The organism is Paenibacillus sp. FSL M8-0334, assembly GCF_038000405.1.
In the GTDB taxonomy this organism is placed as follows: Bacteria; Bacillota; Bacilli; order Paenibacillales; family Paenibacillaceae; genus Paenibacillus_AQ; species Paenibacillus_AQ campinasensis.
Genome location: NZ_JBBOCH010000001.1, coordinates 687,887 through 703,896 on the forward strand (window position 1 = coordinate 687,887; position 16,010 = coordinate 703,896).

The window sequence follows — 16,010 nt, forward strand, 5'->3', positions numbered from 1 at the left end:
TAGTAATGAACTACAGCGACGACACTAGCGCATCCAGCGGGCCGCATCTTTAGAGAAGTAGGTGATGATGATGTCGGCACCCGCCCGCTTCATGCTGGTCAGCAGTTCCATCACAATCGCTTGTTCGCTGATCCAGCCTTGCTGGGCGGCCGCTTTAATCATCGAATATTCCCCGCTCACATTGTAAGCGACGATGGGCAGATCGAATTGATCGCGAAGCAGCCGGACTACATCAAGATAAGCCATAGCCGGCTTCACCATCAGCATGTCAGCCCCCTCCAGCACGTCGGATTCGGCTTCACGCAGCGCTTCCCTGACGTTGGCCGGATCCATTTGATAAGTTTTGCGGTCGCCAAACTGCGGCGCAGAATCTGCAGCATCGCGAAATGGTCCGTAGAAAGCCGAAGCATATTTGACCGAATATGACATGATCGGTACATTCTCGAAGCCGGCCTCGTCGAGTCCAGCGCGAATGGCCTGGACGAACCCATCCATCATATTGGATGGAGCGATTATGTCGGCCCCGGCCTTCGCCTGGGAAACCGCTGTGCGAGCGAGCAGCTCAAGCGATTCGTCGTTCAGCACATCCCCATGGACATGGCCGTCCCGCTCAAAGGTATGCACCATACCGCAATGGCCATGGTCGGTAAATTCGCACAAGCAGGTGTCGGCAATCACAATCAAATCCGGATACCATTGCTTGATTAACCGCGTCGCTTCCTGCACGATGCCATTTTCGTCGAATCCGGAGGTCCCTACGCTATCCTTCGTTTCCGGAATGCCAAACAGAAGGACGGCGGGAATTCCGAGCGCTACAATCTCGTCTACCTCTGCCTTCAGCGTGTCGAGTGAAAATTGGAACACGCCCGGCATCGAGGAGATTTCCGTGCGAACCCCGCTTCCATAAGATACAAAGATTGGCTGAACCAAATCTTCAACATGCAGCACCGTCTCGCGGACCATGCTTCGAATGCCGGCATTTTGGCGCAGCCGGCGGTGGCGTACGATAGGAAAAGCCATTGGTTATACCTCCAAAAGATGTTGATTTATATTTCACATGCCATAGCGCGCTGCCCGCTCCCGTTATAGGTTGAGCTTCTCCAGCGCCTGAAGGCGTCTCGGATTATCTGCATTCCATTCACACAGCGCCTGCACGAGACTGTCGATGGTAGCTTCATCGGCCGTTCTGCTCACTTGCAGTCCGGCATCCTCGGCAGTCTTCGCCGTCACAGGACCGATGCAGAAAATGCTCGATGATTGCAGCAGCTCCGCCGGACGCTCGACCCCCATGCTCTTCAGCGCTTGAAGCAGGTTGGTCACCGTCGAGGAACTGGTGAACGTTACCGCATGCACCGCCCCTTCCATGAGCAGCTTCATCAGCTCGTCATCATGTTCACCGACAAGCACCGTTTCATACATCACCGCTTCCGTTACGTGCAGTCCAAGCGCTTCCAGCTTCTCCGGCAGCCAGCGGCGGGCCTTGTCTCCTCTCGGCAGCAATACATGCTGCCCGGGAGCAAGCACTGGCCCGTACGCATCAATCAGCCCTTCGGCCTGGAAGCGTTCAGCAAGCACCTCCGCAGCGATGCCCCGCTCCCGCAGTGCCTCTCCCGTAGCAGGCCCCACGGCCACGATCCGCGCTGATGCCAGCGCGCGGATATCTTTGCCGCATGCCTTCAAATGCCGGAAGAAATAATCGACGCCGTTTGCGCTGGTGAAGAACACCCAATCATATGTACCGAGCTCTTCCATCGCATGTCTCACGCCGCTTAGCACTTCCTCCGAATCCGGCATAACGGTGTCAATGACAGGATACTCATACGGCTCACCGCCGAGCTCCTCGATTCGGGATACGAGCGCGCTGGCCTGGCTGCGCGCGCGCGTAACCAGGATGCGTTTGCCGAACAGCGGCAGATGCTCCGCCCATTGCAGCTTCTCTCGCTGGTGCACCACCTCGCCTACAACGATAACGGCAGGCGGCTGAAAATCAGCCGCCTTCACTCGCTCCTCGATATCCGCCAGCGTGCCCACCAGCGTATCCTGCTCCGCCCGTGTTCCCCACCGGATCAACGCAACCGGCGTAGCCGGCGATCTGCCGTGCTTGATCAGCTGCCGGCTGATGTAACCGATTTTCGCAACGCCCATCATAAAAATCAGCGTGCCGGTGGCGTTCGTCACTTTGTCCCACTGGATCATTCGGTCCAGCTTGTCCGGGCTCTCATGCCCTGTAATAATCGACAGGGAGGAGGCAAGATCACGATGCGTAACCGGAATACCGGCATACGCCGGAACGCTGATCGACGAGGTGATCCCCGGGACAATCTCATAAGGAATGCCCAGCTGCCGCAGCAGCTCGGCTTCCTCTCCGACCCGGCCGAAAATGGTAGGATCTCCGCCCTTCAGCCGCACCACAACCTTCCCTTCAAGGGCAAGGTCGGCCAGCAAACGATTGATTTCCTCCTGCTTCATCGTATGCCTGTCCGGCAGCTTTCCGACATACACCTTCTGTGTTCCCGGCCTTGCCCATCCGAGCAGCCGCGGACTAGCCAGCCTGTCATAAACGATGGCATCCGCCTTCTCAATGCATTCCTTGCCTTTGATCGTGATCAGCCGGGCATCCCCCGGTCCTGCACCTACCAAATACACCTTGCCAGCCATCCGATCATCCCCTAACTTGCGCCAGTATCTTCTCCGCTCCCTTGGCCTTCAGCTTCTCAGCCACTTCCATCCCGAGCGCTTCGGGATCCGTTCCCTCCGCACTTTCCTTCAGGATGATATCGCCTTCCGGTGAGCCAACCATTCCTGTTAATTGTATGATGTTTCCGTCTCCAAGGGAATCCCCGGTTTTCAGCACGGCATAAGCTCCGATCGGCACCTGGCAGCCGCCATTGAGCTCGCTCAGAAATCTTCGCTCTGCCGCCACCGTCCGTGCCGTAGCCTCATCGTTATATAACGCGAGCAGTTGCAGCAGCTCCTGGTCATCCTCGCGGCATTCAATGCCAAGCGCCCCTTGTCCGACAGCAGGCAGGCTGATCTCCACCGGCAGATAAGAAGTCACCCGGTCTTCCCAGCCCATCCGCTGCAGGCCTGCTGTAGCAAGAATAATCGCATCATACTCGCCTTCCTCCAGCTTGCGAAGACGGGAATCGATATTCCCGCGAATCCATTCAACCTGCAGGTCAGGCCGGTAAGCCTTGAGCTGGCTTGAGCGACGAAGGCTGCTTGTCCCGACTTTCGCGCCTTGCGGAAGATCATCAAGGGTTCCACCGACCTTGGAGATCAGACAGTCTCTCGGATCCTTCCGCACAGGCACCGCACCGGACGTAAGCCCTTCCGGCAGAACGGACGGCATATCCTTCATGCTGTGGACGGCCATATCAATCTCACCGTCCAGCATAGCCTGCTCAATCTCTTTGACAAACAAGCCTTTGCCTCCGACCTTGGACAATGTCACATCCAGAATGCGGTCTCCCTTCGTGACAATTTTCTTCACTTCGAATTCGTATTCCAGCCCTTGCTCCTTCGCGATCCGTTTCAAATCATCAATCACGTGCCCGGTTTGGGTAAGCGCAAGCGCGCTTTGCCTGCTGCCCACTACAATTGTTCGCGTCATATCTATTCCTCCCGATTCTGTTCAATCCATTGCTTGATCTTATCCGGGTCCCACGGGGCATTGGCATTGTCCCCCCGCCGAATCTCCTCGAGTATATCCAGGCGGTACAGCTTGTGCAGCAAACATCTTCGCTGCTCCGGCAACTCCACCTCATCTTTAATAGCGGTACGCATCCTATATAGGAAATCAAGATACGCTTCATATTCCTCCCCGAACTGATGCTCCAGCTGCTCCTTGATCGTTACGGAAGCCATCGGTCCAGCTCCTGAAGTCGCGATGGCCACAGTCAATCTTCCCCGCCGAAGCACTGCGGGATTGGTAAATGACCCGGAGCTGCCTTCGCTCGCCACATTCACAAGAATGCCCAGCCGATCCGCATCCCCCGCAATTTTGGCGTTTACGTCGGGGGCATCCGTCGCCGCATGCACAAGAAAGGCCCCGTTCAGGTCGCCTTCCCTGTAGGCCCGGGCCTTCCATTCAATAGAACCGTCATCTGCCCACTCGGCAAGACGGGCGCTCTTGAGCAAGGGGCTGATCACGCGCAGCCTTGCCCCCGCCTCCCGCAATGCAGAAGCTTTGCGCTCCGCCACCTTCCCGCCGCCAATAATCAGACAGAGCCTTCCTTCACAGTTTAGCATCACCGGAAGCTCATAAGCCATCTATCATCACACTCCCGCCCAGCTGTGAAAATTGGACCAGGCATTCAGGAAAAAGTTCAGAACGATGAATCCATAACCTACCAATGCCCATAACGCTGCTTGTTTCCCCGTATACTTCCACAGCCTTCGCTTCATAAAATAAACCATATACATCCCAAGCGCAATCAGCGTTGTCAGCACCTTGATATCCGTCAGCAGAGACCAGCGCCCTGCAGAGGCTACCGACACCACAGCCAGCGCAAGTGAGCCGACCAATATCCATGTTCCAATGATCAGCGCCCGGTAGCTGTACAAATCAAGCATCTCCAGACTGGGCAGACGGCGAATTGTATCATTCCACTGCTTCACCTTCAGCTTCCGGTGCAGGAACATATACATGGCCGCAAACACCGCACCGACCGTAAGCGCGGCAAAACTGATACTGGCCAGCCCGATATGCAGCAGCAGCAAGCGCTGCTCGGTCTCCCAGCTCGTCAATACGTTGTTTCCCTCCGAGATCCACTGCCGATTAAGCAGCATGACGGCAAAACCGACGATATTCATCAGTAGAATCGCATACTCGGATTTGTTCAGCCAGTGAAATGCCAATGATATAACAGCGATGCTGAACGCCAGCAGCAGCAAAAAGTCCGAAGGCGTTGATACCGGAAAATGTCCCTCGGTCATCGCCCGCAAGCCGATGCCCGCTGCCAGGAGCAGCGATGTAATGACAAGAAGCCCTGTGCCTATCCGCTTCGCCACCGGATTGCGCGATACGCAATCCGAGATATAAAACAGAAGGCTCAGGGCATAGATACAAATGCCGGTATTATAAATGAGGTTTAACAGCATATCGCCGCTCACCACCTTACAGCGTGGCCGGGGACAGAGACACCTTGACCGGTTTCTCCTCCGCCTGTGCATCCGCAGTGTTTGAGGATACGGCTTGTGCAGAAGAAGCTTTGGCATTCAGCTTCGAGCGGCTGGCTGCACCTTGTTCGTTCTCCTGGATCAGCTCCTCCAGGGCAAAGATATGGGTAAAGTAATCCAGCGCTTCCGTTCCATGCTTGCCGCCTGTCATTTCCTTGATCCGGTTAATCGGGTCATGCATCATCTGGTTTACGATGCTTTTGGTCAGACGACGGATGACTTTCCGCTGACGTTCATCCAGCTCAGGCAGCTTGTTGAACAGGCTCGTTAACGTTTCTTCATGAATGCTGCTCGCCTTATCCTGAAGTGCCCGGATCGCCGGTCTCACACCCATCATTCTAAGCCAGGAATGGAAGGCTTCGATCTCTTCCTGAATCATAACTTCAATCTTGGCCGCTTCGGCACGCCGCATCTCCATATTCGTCTCGACAATCCCTTCCAGATCGTCAATATCATACAGAAATACATCGGTCAGCTCGCCTACAGCGGGATCAATGTCACGCGGGACAGCAATATCGATCATAAACAGCGGCCGCGACGGGCGTTTCTTCATCGCTTCCTTCACCCGCTCCGGAACGAGCACATATTCGTTGGCCCCGGTGGAGCTGATCACAATATCAATATCATGCAAAGCACGGGTAGCTTCATCGATCGTGCAGGCTTTCCCGTCAAACTTCAGGGCCAGTTCCTGTGCCCGGGCAAGCGTACGGTTGGCCACAACCACTTCAGCCGCTCCGTTCGCATACAGATGCTTGACGGTCAGTTCACTCATTTTGCCAGCGCCGAGAATGAGCACTTTCTTATTGTGGAACGAGCCGAAGATCCTCTTGCCGAGCTCCACGGCTGCATAACTTACAGATACTGCGCTTTCCCCGATCGATGTCTCCGAGTGCGCGCGCTTGCCCAGCGTGACCGCTTGTTTAAAGAGCATGTTGAACCAGGTCCCTGTCGCCTGCTCCTTCTGGGACGTCAGAAAGGCGCTGCGGACCTGCCCTAGAATCTGGGTCTCCCCAATCACCATGGAATCGAGGCCGCAAGCAACCTTGAACAGATGAGAGATCGCCTGCTCATCTTCATATATATATAAATATTGCGTAAATGCTTCACGATTGATGCCGAACCACTGCTCCATAAAGCTGCGAATAAAATATCCGCACATATGCAGACGGTCAACCACCACATAAATCTCTGTGCGATTGCAAGTAGCGACAATGACGCCCTCCAATACGCTTTTGGTCGACTTCAGCTGCTTCAACGCCTCGGGCAGCTCTTCCTCCGAAAATGCAAAGCGTTCTCTGACTTCCACAGGCGCTGTGCGATAGTTCAAGCCGACAACGATAATGTGCATTGCATTTCACCTGCCTATATCTCAAGTTGGCTAACCATTTGTGAATCTAATAGGACAACTTAACCTCGTTCATTATATCACATTGAACATTAGAGCCTGGTCCATTTTATGAAATGTTTATGAAATCCCCATACTCTTCATCCTTGCCTGTGCGCTCGGATACAGACACTTTCTTACTATTGTTGTTCTATTCGGATGGAGATATACCGTTTAATTACCCATTGTTCCTTTATGTATTCAAAGGCTTGTCTACGCCCGGTCCGCAAAAATAAATAACCATGGAAAACTCCATGGTTATTGTATACTCATCATCAATTAAAGGCCTATCTTACACCAGTTCGGCCTGCTTCATTTCCGGCGTTTCAACCGTCATTTCGCCAAGTCCCCGAACAAGCTTCTTCGCATAGCATTTTTCAGGTTTCAAAACGGATACCAGGTAGTCAATAGCCAATTGCGGATCTACCGTCTCCCCGCAGGTGTAACAGTCAATCGCAGCAAAACCTCTCTCAGGATACGTATGAATCGAGAGATGGCTTTCCGACAGCAATACAAGCACCGTAGCGCCTTGTGGCTCAAATTGCTTGGATTGGACGGATAATACCGTTGCTCCACAGGCTTCAGCGGCTTCCACCATCTGAGCTTGTAAAAATTCTGCACTGTTCAATAATTCAAAGTCGACTCCCCAAGTATCAACAGCAACGTGTCTTCCGAAAGTTGAGTACTCCATCTTCCGGGTTCCCCCTTCCTAGGAATAAAATGTTTGAAAATTTCATCCGCTAGGACCTACGTCATTCACTTCCCGAGGGAATAATCTCTCGCAACATTACATGTCCTGAGTGAATCCTGGTTCCTATATTGTTTTCAACGAGATTAAAAATAACATCTATAGCGGCGAAATGCAACACCTTTTTCAAAAAATGTCCCATATTTATTTCACAGCTCAATATATGATGCCATCAGCGGAAAAGTGTACAATATCGAGCCCGTCTTTATCGCCTTCAGCAAGCGCCGGATAACCATGCTCTGCATGGCCATTGCCGCCATAAAAAAGACCTTAAACCCCACTGAACCGTGGTGTCCAAGGTCTGTTCGCCTGCCAATTGGAAAGAAAGTTATCCGCCGACTTCGAGACGACTTGCGAGCCAGCCGCTTGCCAATCAGGCTTCCAGCACGAACAACCGCTGATTATAGCTTCGCAGCTGCTCATCAATCTGCATTACCCGACTCCGGTCGCTGCCCGCTATAATCCGCGCGTCAAGAAGCTCATTAATATGCCGGTGAATCCGCTCGATCTCTTTCTCCGCCTCTGTACTGTTAAACAGACGCTGCAGTTCTCCAGCCGTATTCTTGTATTCATATATGACGATGCTGTCATTTCCAGCAACCTGGGTGATTCTCTGCACGATCCCGTTCAGGTATTCATAGCTCATTACGAAGCCGTGATACACCCGATTCACTGTGCCCGAGCCTTTATAGGCCGCAAACAGCTTTCGTACGGCATTGGTCAACCTAGGAGCGGCCAATCGGCACGACAGCTCACAGATATACAAGCCATTTCTGCGCTCGAAGGGCAAATGAACTTCTTCCCCGCTCTCGTCTTCGAGCACGATCTCCTGCTCTCCGGCATCCAATACTTTCACCCGGCAACTTACCCGGAAAGCACTGGTACACTTCAGAAATTGATCCATTTGAACATCCGGCATTTGCATCGTGGCATTTACATACTCTGTGGCTAACCGCTGAGCCATAAAAATCTCCCTCAATTCTTTTAACAATCCTTAGTAACATTATACTGCACACCATGGATGTCTTTCCTGCCTGCCAGACGAGAATATTCATCATATTTCATAAAAAAACGGTTTGAGCGCGTTTCCAGCTCATATTTCCACTAAGATGCTCACTTTCCTATAAAGAAAACACCGTTATCCTGCTGAACCCTTGAGAAAGGGTCCAGAAGATCCGGTGCTGCATAAAGATGGTATGAGATTCATCACGCTTGTCTTATCAAGAGGTTGGCGCTTCGGACTGATCGTCTCCAGCACCGATTCTCGACTCGATGACCTCCCACAATTCATCCTTGCCAAGCCCTGTCTCCGACGAGAACATGACCAGGGAGTGATAAGGCTTGAAGCCAAGCGTCTCTTTTACAATTTTAATATGCTTGGGCCATTTTGTTTTCGGGATCTTGTCCGCTTTTGTGGCCACAACACAGACCGGACGATCATAATGCTGCAGCCATTCATACATGCTGATATCATCCTTGGAAGGCGGATGTCTCATATCCACCACCAGCAGCACAAGCTTGAGCTCCTCGCGGTTCAGCAGATACTTCTCGATCATCACGCCGAACTGCGCCCGCTGTGCCTTGGATACCTTGGCGTACCCATAGCCCGGAAAATCAACAAAGTACAGATCATCGTTAACACGGTAATAGTTCAATTGCTGTGTCTTTCCCGGCGTAGCGCTGGCTCTCGCCAGATTCTTACGGGATATCAAACGGTTGATCAGCGACGACTTGCCCACATTGGAACGCCCTGCCAGAGCAATCTCCGGCAAGGCGTCATCTGGGTATTGAGCAGGACCTACAGCACTAACCACAAATTCGCTTTTTGTTACTTTCATATATCAGGGCTTCCTCTCTAGTGAACTCCCGCCTGCTCTACGAGTGCATGCTCGAGCACCTGATCCATATGGGACACAGGGACGAACTCAACATCATTTTTCACGCTGTCGGGAATGTCCCGCAAATCCCTCTCGTTATCTTTGGGGAGCAGTATTTTTTTGTAGCCGGCCCGGTGGGCAGCCAGTGACTTTTCCTTTAATCCGCCGATCGGAAGCACGCGCCCGCGCAGCGTGATTTCACCGGTCATCGCCACATCCCGTGCGACATGACGCTTCGTTAATGATGAGATAAGCGCCGTCGCGATGGTGATGCCCGCCGAAGGTCCGTCCTTCGGAATCGCACCTTCAGGAATATGGATATGGACATCCAGCTTCTCATGGAAATCAGGGTCAATCCCCAGCTCTGTCGCCTTGGATCTTGTGTAACTGAATGCAGCCTGAGCCGACTCCTTCATCACATCGCCCAGCTTCCCGGTCAAGGTCAGCTTGCCGGTACCCGGAACGACGGTGACCTCAATGGTGAGCGTCTCGCCGCCGACCTCTGTCCAGGCCAGCCCCGTTACAGTTCCGACCTGATCTTCGAGCTCCGCCATACCGTAGCGAAATTTCGGAATGCCTAAATAATCCTTGATGTCCTCAGCGTGGATCGCGATCGATTCCGACTCGTTCGTAACGATACTCTTCGCCGCTTTCCGGCACAGCGCCGCAATCTGCTGCTCAAGATTACGTACACCCGATTCCCGAGTGTACTCACGAATCACTTTCAGCAAAGCTTCCTCGTCCAGCTCCAGCTGTTCAGGCTGCAGCCCGTGCTCTTTCTTCTGCTTCGGCAGCAGATAGCGCGTGGCGATCTGCAGCTTCTCCAGCTCGGTATAACCCGGAATGTACAGCACTTCCATACGGTCGAGCAGCGGCCGGGGAATGTTGTGCAGCGCATTCGCTGTCGTTACAAACATCACCTGGGACAGGTCGAACGGAATTTCAATGAAATGATCGCTAAAGGTGTTGTTCTGTTCAGGGTCCAGCACCTCCAGCAGCGCTGCAGACGGATCCCCGCGGAAATCCGAAGCCATCTTGTCGATTTCATCCAGCAGAAATACAGGGTTCAGGGAGCCGGCTGTTTTCATTCCCTGGATGATGCGTCCCGGCATTGCTCCAACATACGTCCGGCGATGACCTCTGATCTCGGCCTCGTCCCGAACCCCGCCGAGCGAGATACGCACGAACTTGCGCTCAAGCGATCTTGCAATCGAACGGGCGAGGGAGGTCTTACCTACCCCTGGCGGGCCTACAAGGCAGAGAATCGGCCCCTTCATCTTCTTCACAAGCTTCTGAACAGCCAGATATTCGAGCACACGCTCCTTCGGCTTCTCCAGACCGTAGTGATCCTCATCCAGCACTTGCTCCGCCTTGTTGATATCCAGATCATCCTCTGTTGTATACGTCCAAGGCAGCGCCAGCAGCCAATCCACATAGTTCCGGATCACGCCGCCTTCGGCCGAGCTGGCTGGCATTTTCTCAAGGCGATCGATTTCCTTCTCGATCTTCTCGTGCACCACTTCCGGAAGCTCCATCTCCTGCAGCTGGCTGCGGAGCTCCTCAACTTCGCCGGCACGGCCTTCCTTATCGCCAAGCTCCTTCTGGATCGCTTTCATCTGCTCACGCAGATAATACTCCTTCTGTGTCTTCTCCATCTGTTTCTTGACGCGCTGATTGATCTTGCGTTCCAGCTCGAGCACTTCGCGCTCATTGTTCAGAATATCCAGCAGCTTCTCCAGACGTTTACGAACGTCTATTGTTTCAAGAATCTCCTGCTTATCCTTGATCTTTAATGACAGATGGCTTGTAATGACATCCGCTAGACGTCCCGGTTCATCAATATCGGAAACGGCCGCCAAAGTTTCCGGCGTAACCTTCTTGGACAAATTGATATAGTTCTCGAACTGTGACAGCACGGTCCGCATCAAAGCGGAAACTTCAGGGTCATTGTTGTCTGCTTCAGGCAGTTCCCGGGCAATGACTTCGTAGTATTCCTCTTGATCCGTATATTCAATAATCTCCGCACGTTCCATCCCTTCCACCAGGACACGAATGGTTCCGTTTGGAAGCTTCAGCATCTGCCTTACATTTGCGACTGTACCAATTCGAAAAATATCCTCTTGCGTCGGCTCTTCAATGTTCACTTCCGATTGAGAACACAGGAGAATCAAATTGTCTTCCACCATCGCTTTTTCTAATGCCTTTACCGATTTCTCCCGCCCGACATCCAGGTGAAGCACCATGCTAGGATAGACGAGCAGACCTCTTAAAGGCAGTAAAGGAAAACGACGACCTTTGGATTTACTGGGTCCCATCGCTTTCGCACCTCCAATGGCTCTCAATGTTGACACTATTTCTATTTTATCAAATCTGCGTATAAAAAACCAACCGCTTGGGCATTAACAGCTGCCTGCGTCCGTGATTTGGCCGCTGTGAGGAGGCGTGGCCTGAAGCAGGGAAGCCGATGCGGGCGGATACGCCTCATTAGCCGGAAGCTGAATGACGTCAGCTTTCAGCTCGCCGCCAAACACATGAGAGAACACTTCTTCCACCGACTCCACAGGAATAACCTGAAGCCCCTGCAAGTCTTCGAACAGTGTCTGCCAATTGTCTTTCGGGATAATCACGCGCGTCGCTCCTGCCTGAAATGCGGCCTCTACCTTGGCAATGACACCGCCAATCGGTTTCACCCTGCCGTGAATACTGATCTCGCCGGTCATCGCCACCATGTTGTCAATCTCAATGTTACGCAGCGCCGACACGATAGCCGTTGCCATGGCAATGCCGGCCGATGGACCGTCAATCGGCGTACCTCCCGGGAAGTTGATATGCAGATCATAGTCCTTCGGACGGAAGCCCATTGAACTGAGCACGGTCAGCACGTTTTCGATCGAGCCCTTGGCCATGCTTTTCCGGCGAAGCTTCCGCGCCCCGCCTCCGAATTCCTCTTCATCCACCACGCCGGTAATATTAAAGGTCCCCTTTCCTTTATCGGCAGGAACGGCGGAAACTTCAATCTCCAGCAGTGCCCCCATATTCGGGCCGTACACGGCCAGCCCATTCACAAGGCCAACCTGAGGCTTGTCAGGCACTTTGCGATCAGGGCGGGGCTGCAGCTGACTGCTGCTCGCTACCCATTCCACATCCGATGCACGAAGCGAATCTCTTTTCTCTGTAAGCGCAAGCCCTGCAGCCAATTGGATCATGTTGACGGCCTCCCGCCCATTCGTACAGAAACGCTTCACAACCTCCACCGCTTCCGGGCAAGGCTTTAAGCCGATTTTTTGAATGGCGTCCTCGGCGATCTGTCCGATCTCATCGGGAAGCAGCGGACGAAAGAAGATTTCCATACAACGCGAACGAAGCGCAGGCGCAATCTCTTCCGGTGAACGGGTAGTGGCACCGACCAGACGGAAATCCGCAGGCAAACCGTTCTGAAAAATATCGTGGATGTACGCCGGTGTATTGGCATCCTCAGAATTATAATATGCGCTCTCCAGCAATACTTTGCGATCCTCAAGCACTTTTAACAGCTTATTCATCTGGATCGGGTGCAGTTCACCGATTTCGTCGATGAACAAGATGCCGCCATGCGCCTTGGTGACCGCTCCCGGCTTCGGCTGCGGAATGCCGGCTACGCCCATCGCTCCGGCTCCCTGGTAGATCGGATCATGCACGGAGCCGATCAAAGGGTCGGCGATGCCTCTTTCGTCAAACCGGGCTGTCGTGGCATCAATTTCCGTAAATTTGGCATCGGATTTGAACGGAGACAGCGGATTTTTCTTCGCTTCCTCCATCACGACACGCGCTGCGGCCGTCTTCCCGACGCCGGGCGGCCCATACACAATGACATGCTGCGGGTTGGCGCTGCAGAGCGCGGCCTTGAGTGCACGCAGTCCATCCTTTTGTCCGATAATATCCTCCATGCTCTGAGGTCTTGTTTTTTCGGCAAGCGGCTTTGTCAGTGAAACAGACCGGAGCTTGCGAAGTTTGTCGAGCTCCTTGCGCGACTCCCGGTCCACCGCTGTTTTACTCGTTTTCTGCCCTCGGAGCAAATTCCAAAAATAAATGCCGATGACCACTGCAAAAAACAGCTGAACCAGCATAATGACTATACTCAGATTCACAAGACATTCCTCCTGTTTCTCCATATTCTTCAAGCAACTTTCGTCAATACATGGTAGTATTGCCGATTACGCTTCCGGTAAAACGCACAGAGGAATTCCGAATCAAAAAAGACGACCTTCGGTCTGAACCGAAGGTCGTCTGCAGCAGTGAACTACGCTGCAAAATATGTCGTTGGCAAAAGCCAGCGCAGATACATAAAGCGCCTATTTTACACGGTGGACTTGTGTTTGCGGCCCGGGATTTCTCCCGTTTCCTCATACACTTTCACGATATGGTCAATTTCCTTCTTCAGTTCCTCGACCATCGTCTCTTCCGGAACTTTCCGGATCATTTCCCCATAACGGAACAACAGCCCTTCTCCGCGAGCACCCGCAATCCCGATGTCGGCCTCTCTCGCTTCGCCCGGTCCGTTGACGGCACAGCCAAGCACGGATACCTTGATCGGCACCTTCAGCTTGGATATATATTCTTCAACCTCGTTGGCGATAGAGAACAGATCAATATCCAAGCGTCCGCAAGTCGGACAGGAAACAAGCGTCGGAGCATCCGAAATGAGACCAAACGACTTCAGAAGCTCGCGTCCCACCTTCACTTCCTCCACCGGATCCGCACTGAGCGAGATGCGCATCGTATTGCCGATTCCGAGCGACAGAAGCGCGCCTAGCCCGGCGGCGCTTTTCACGGTTCCGGCGAACAGTGTGCCCGCCTCCGTAATGCCGAGATGCAGCGGATATGGAATGACGTCGGCAGCTTTCGTATAGGCCGCTATTGCCATCGGAACATCCGAAGCCTTGAGCGATACGATAATATCGTGAAAATCAAGCTCCTCCAGAATGCCGATATGATACAGCGCACTCTCTACCATCGCTTCCGGAGTTGGGTAACCGTACTTCTCCAGCAGATGGTTCTCCAGCGAGCCAGCATTCACCCCGATCCGAATCGGAATGCCTTTCTCCTTGCATGCCTTAACCACTGCTTCAACCTTCTCACGACGGCCAATATTGCCCGGATTGATCCGGACCTTGTCGATGCCGTTCTCGATCGCCAGCAGTGCCAGCTTATAATTGAAGTGAATATCGGCGACAAGAGGAATGTGAATCCGTTTCTTGATCTCCTTGATTGCCGCAGCAGCTTCCTCATTGTTTACCGTAACCCGGACGATCTGACAACCTGCTTCCTCCAGCCGTAAAATTTCAGCGACCGTTGCTTCCACATCCGCGGTTTTGGTGGTGCACATGCTTTGGATGATGACTTCGTTGTTTCCCCCTATTGTGAGATTCCCCACTTTGACGGGCCGTGTGTCCTGTCTCAAAAACATGATACGATCTCTCCCGTATACGCCAAAGCTCCACTCCTTCCCATAACTTGAGCGGGCGGAGTGGAGAACTGGCGCTGATTTATAACGCGTCTATAGCAAGGATCGCTTAGGCGCTTTCTTCCTGTTTGTTGTCATTCTGATCGTCCTTGGACTGAAGCTCAGGAATGACTTTATCCTTAACAACTTGTTCCGTAATGACACATTCGGTAATGTCTTCTCTTGAAGGCACCTCATACATCACATCAAGCATAATGCCTTCAATGATGGAACGAAGTCCGCGAGCACCGGTATTGCGCTTGATCGCTTCGCGGGCAATCGCTTCGAGCGCCGCTGGCTCAAATTTGAGGTCGACGTTGTCAAGCTCAAGCAGCTTCTGATATTGCTTGGTGAGCGCGTTCTTCGGCTCGGACAGAATCCGAACGAGCGTCTGCTCATCAAGCGGCTCCAGCGTGGACACGACTGGCAAACGGCCTACGAACTCCGGAATGAGACCGAATTTCAGCAGGTCTTCAGGAAGCACCATCGTCAGGTATTCACCCGGCTTCAGATCCTTCTGACCTTCGCCTGATGCGTTGAAGCCAATGACTTTTTTGCCGATCCGGCGCTTGATATACTGCTCGAGGCCGTCAAAGGCACCGCCGCAGATGAACAGAATGTTGGTCGTGTCGATCTGAATGAACTCCTGATGCGGATGTTTGCGTCCGCCTTGAGGAGGAACAGAGGCTACCGTTCCTTCCAGAATCTTCAGGAGTGCCTGCTGTACACCTTCCCCGGACACGTCGCGCGTAATGGACGGGTTCTCGGATTTACGTGCCACCTTATCAATTTCGTCGATATAGATAATGCCGCGTTCCGCCTTCTCCACATCATAATCGGCAGCCTGAATAAGCTTGAGCAGAATGTTCTCTACATCCTCGCCGACGTATCCAGCCTCCGTAAGTGAAGTTGCATCCGCAATAGCAAACGGAACATTCAAAATTTTGGCCATCGTCTGGGCCAGGAGTGTTTTACCCGAACCAGTCGGTCCCAGCAGCAAAATGTTACTCTTCTGCAGTTCAACATCCTCGATCTTGCTCTGGGTGTTGATCCGCTTGTAGTGGTTGTATACCGCTACAGAAAGCGACTTCTTGGCCTGCTCCTGTCCGATGACGTATTGATCGAGAATATCGCGGATCTCGCGCGGTTTCGGAATGTCCTTGAGATCCACTTCCTCCTCATGCCCGAGCTCCTCTTCCACGATCTCCGAGCACAAGTCGATGCATTCGTCACATATATAAACGCCGGGCCCCGCAACAAGCTTACGGACCTGCTCCTGCGACTTGCCGCAGAAAGAGCATTTCAACTGCCCTTTGTCATCATTAAATTTAAACATGC

The 16,010-nt window shown here is 52.9% G+C and carries 13 protein-coding genes; all 13 read right to left on the bottom strand.

From position 1 onward, the window contains the following. Nucleotides 1-24: 24 nt before the first annotated feature. Nucleotides 25-1,020 carry a porphobilinogen synthase gene (gene hemB, locus MKX64_RS03075; protein WP_341035312.1) on the bottom strand — a complete coding sequence of 332 codons (996 nt, stop codon included), beginning with the start codon at nucleotides 1,018-1,020 and terminating at the stop codon, nucleotides 25-27. A gap of 63 nt (nucleotides 1,021-1,083) precedes the next feature. Beyond that, nucleotides 1,084-2,658 carry a uroporphyrinogen-III C-methyltransferase gene (gene cobA, locus MKX64_RS03080; protein WP_341035314.1) on the bottom strand — a complete coding sequence of 525 codons (1,575 nt, stop codon included), beginning with the start codon at nucleotides 2,656-2,658 and terminating at the stop codon, nucleotides 1,084-1,086. A 4-nt stretch (nucleotides 2,659-2,662) separates the two neighbouring features. Beyond that, nucleotides 2,663-3,613, bottom strand: coding sequence for a hydroxymethylbilane synthase (gene hemC, locus MKX64_RS03085; protein ID WP_095399254.1), 951 nt, complete (start codon nucleotides 3,611-3,613; stop codon nucleotides 2,663-2,665). Nucleotides 3,614-3,615: 2 nt separating this feature from the next. Next, the gene (locus MKX64_RS03090) at nucleotides 3,616-4,272 is read right to left on the bottom strand and encodes a precorrin-2 dehydrogenase/sirohydrochlorin ferrochelatase family protein (RefSeq protein WP_341035315.1); all 657 of its coding nucleotides are present in this window, start codon (nucleotides 4,270-4,272) and stop codon (nucleotides 3,616-3,618) included. Between the two features lie 6 nt (nucleotides 4,273-4,278). Then, complete coding sequence (gene ccsA / locus MKX64_RS03095) at nucleotides 4,279-5,103, bottom strand: cytochrome c biogenesis protein CcsA (RefSeq protein ID WP_095267776.1); 825 nt, start codon at nucleotides 5,101-5,103, stop codon at nucleotides 4,279-4,281. Nucleotides 5,104-5,119: 16 nt separating this feature from the next. Beyond that, nucleotides 5,120-6,529, bottom strand: coding sequence for a glutamyl-tRNA reductase (gene hemA / locus MKX64_RS03100; protein WP_095267775.1), 1,410 nt, complete (start codon nucleotides 6,527-6,529; stop codon nucleotides 5,120-5,122). Nucleotides 6,530-6,857: 328 nt separating this feature from the next. Continuing rightward, nucleotides 6,858-7,256 carry an adenosylmethionine decarboxylase gene (gene speD / locus MKX64_RS03105; protein ID WP_095267774.1) on the bottom strand — a complete coding sequence of 133 codons (399 nt, stop codon included), beginning with the start codon at nucleotides 7,254-7,256 and terminating at the stop codon, nucleotides 6,858-6,860. A gap of 430 nt (nucleotides 7,257-7,686) precedes the next feature. Further along, the gene (locus MKX64_RS03110; RefSeq protein ID WP_095267773.1) at nucleotides 7,687-8,277 is read right to left on the bottom strand and encodes a non-ribosomal peptide synthetase module; all 591 of its coding nucleotides are present in this window, start codon (nucleotides 8,275-8,277) and stop codon (nucleotides 7,687-7,689) included. Between the two features lie 256 nt (nucleotides 8,278-8,533). Continuing rightward, nucleotides 8,534-9,151: a ribosome biogenesis GTP-binding protein YihA/YsxC gene (gene yihA, locus MKX64_RS03115; RefSeq protein ID WP_095267772.1), complete on the bottom strand. Its 618-nt coding sequence runs from the start codon at nucleotides 9,149-9,151 to the stop codon at nucleotides 8,534-8,536. A gap of 17 nt (nucleotides 9,152-9,168) precedes the next feature. Then, nucleotides 9,169-11,505 carry an endopeptidase La gene (lon, locus tag MKX64_RS03120; protein ID WP_341035316.1) on the bottom strand — a complete coding sequence of 779 codons (2,337 nt, stop codon included), beginning with the start codon at nucleotides 11,503-11,505 and terminating at the stop codon, nucleotides 9,169-9,171. 84 nt (nucleotides 11,506-11,589) lie between these two features. Continuing rightward, nucleotides 11,590-13,296: an ATP-dependent protease LonB gene (lonB, locus tag MKX64_RS03125; protein WP_445670824.1), complete on the bottom strand. Its 1,707-nt coding sequence runs from the start codon at nucleotides 13,294-13,296 to the stop codon at nucleotides 11,590-11,592. Nucleotides 13,297-13,526: 230 nt separating this feature from the next. Beyond that, the gene (ispG, locus tag MKX64_RS03130; RefSeq protein ID WP_155618590.1) at nucleotides 13,527-14,636 is read right to left on the bottom strand and encodes a flavodoxin-dependent (E)-4-hydroxy-3-methylbut-2-enyl-diphosphate synthase; all 1,110 of its coding nucleotides are present in this window, start codon (nucleotides 14,634-14,636) and stop codon (nucleotides 13,527-13,529) included. A 106-nt stretch (nucleotides 14,637-14,742) separates the two neighbouring features. Next, nucleotides 14,743-16,008, bottom strand: a complete 1,266-nt coding sequence (clpX, locus tag MKX64_RS03135; RefSeq protein WP_095267768.1) for an ATP-dependent protease ATP-binding subunit ClpX — start codon at nucleotides 16,006-16,008, stop codon at nucleotides 14,743-14,745. Between the last annotated feature and the right edge of the window lie 2 nt (nucleotides 16,009-16,010).

Coding starts and splice junctions, on each gene's coding strand:
- cobA (WP_341035314.1), bottom strand. CDS start 2,658: ATGGCTGGCAAGGTGTATTTGGTAGGTGCAGGACCGGGGGATGCCCGG.
- yihA (WP_095267772.1), bottom strand. CDS start 9,151: ATGAAAGTAACAAAAAGCGAATTTGTGGTTAGTGCTGTAGGTCCTGCT.
- hemC (WP_095399254.1), bottom strand. CDS start 3,613: ATGACGCGAACAATTGTAGTGGGCAGCAGGCAAAGCGCGCTTGCGCTT.
- lon (WP_341035316.1), bottom strand. CDS start 11,505: ATGGGACCCAGTAAATCCAAAGGTCGTCGTTTTCCTTTACTGCCTTTA.
- MKX64_RS03110 (WP_095267773.1), bottom strand. CDS start 8,277: ATGGCTCAGCGGTTAGCCACAGAGTATGTAAATGCCACGATGCAAATG.
- speD (WP_095267774.1), bottom strand. CDS start 7,256: ATGGAGTACTCAACTTTCGGAAGACACGTTGCTGTTGATACTTGGGGA.
- ispG (WP_155618590.1), bottom strand. CDS start 14,636: ATGTTTTTGAGACAGGACACACGGCCCGTCAAAGTGGGGAATCTCACA.
- hemB (WP_341035312.1), bottom strand. CDS start 1,020: ATGGCTTTTCCTATCGTACGCCACCGCCGGCTGCGCCAAAATGCCGGC.
- MKX64_RS03090 (WP_341035315.1), bottom strand. CDS start 4,272: ATGGCTTATGAGCTTCCGGTGATGCTAAACTGTGAAGGAAGGCTCTGT.
- clpX (WP_095267768.1), bottom strand. CDS start 16,008: ATGTTTAAATTTAATGATGACAAAGGGCAGTTGAAATGCTCTTTCTGC.
- ccsA (WP_095267776.1), bottom strand. CDS start 5,103: ATGCTGTTAAACCTCATTTATAATACCGGCATTTGTATCTATGCCCTG.
- lonB (WP_445670824.1), bottom strand. CDS start 13,296: ATGCTGGTTCAGCTGTTTTTTGCAGTGGTCATCGGCATTTATTTTTGG.
- hemA (WP_095267775.1), bottom strand. CDS start 6,529: ATGCACATTATCGTTGTCGGCTTGAACTATCGCACAGCGCCTGTGGAA.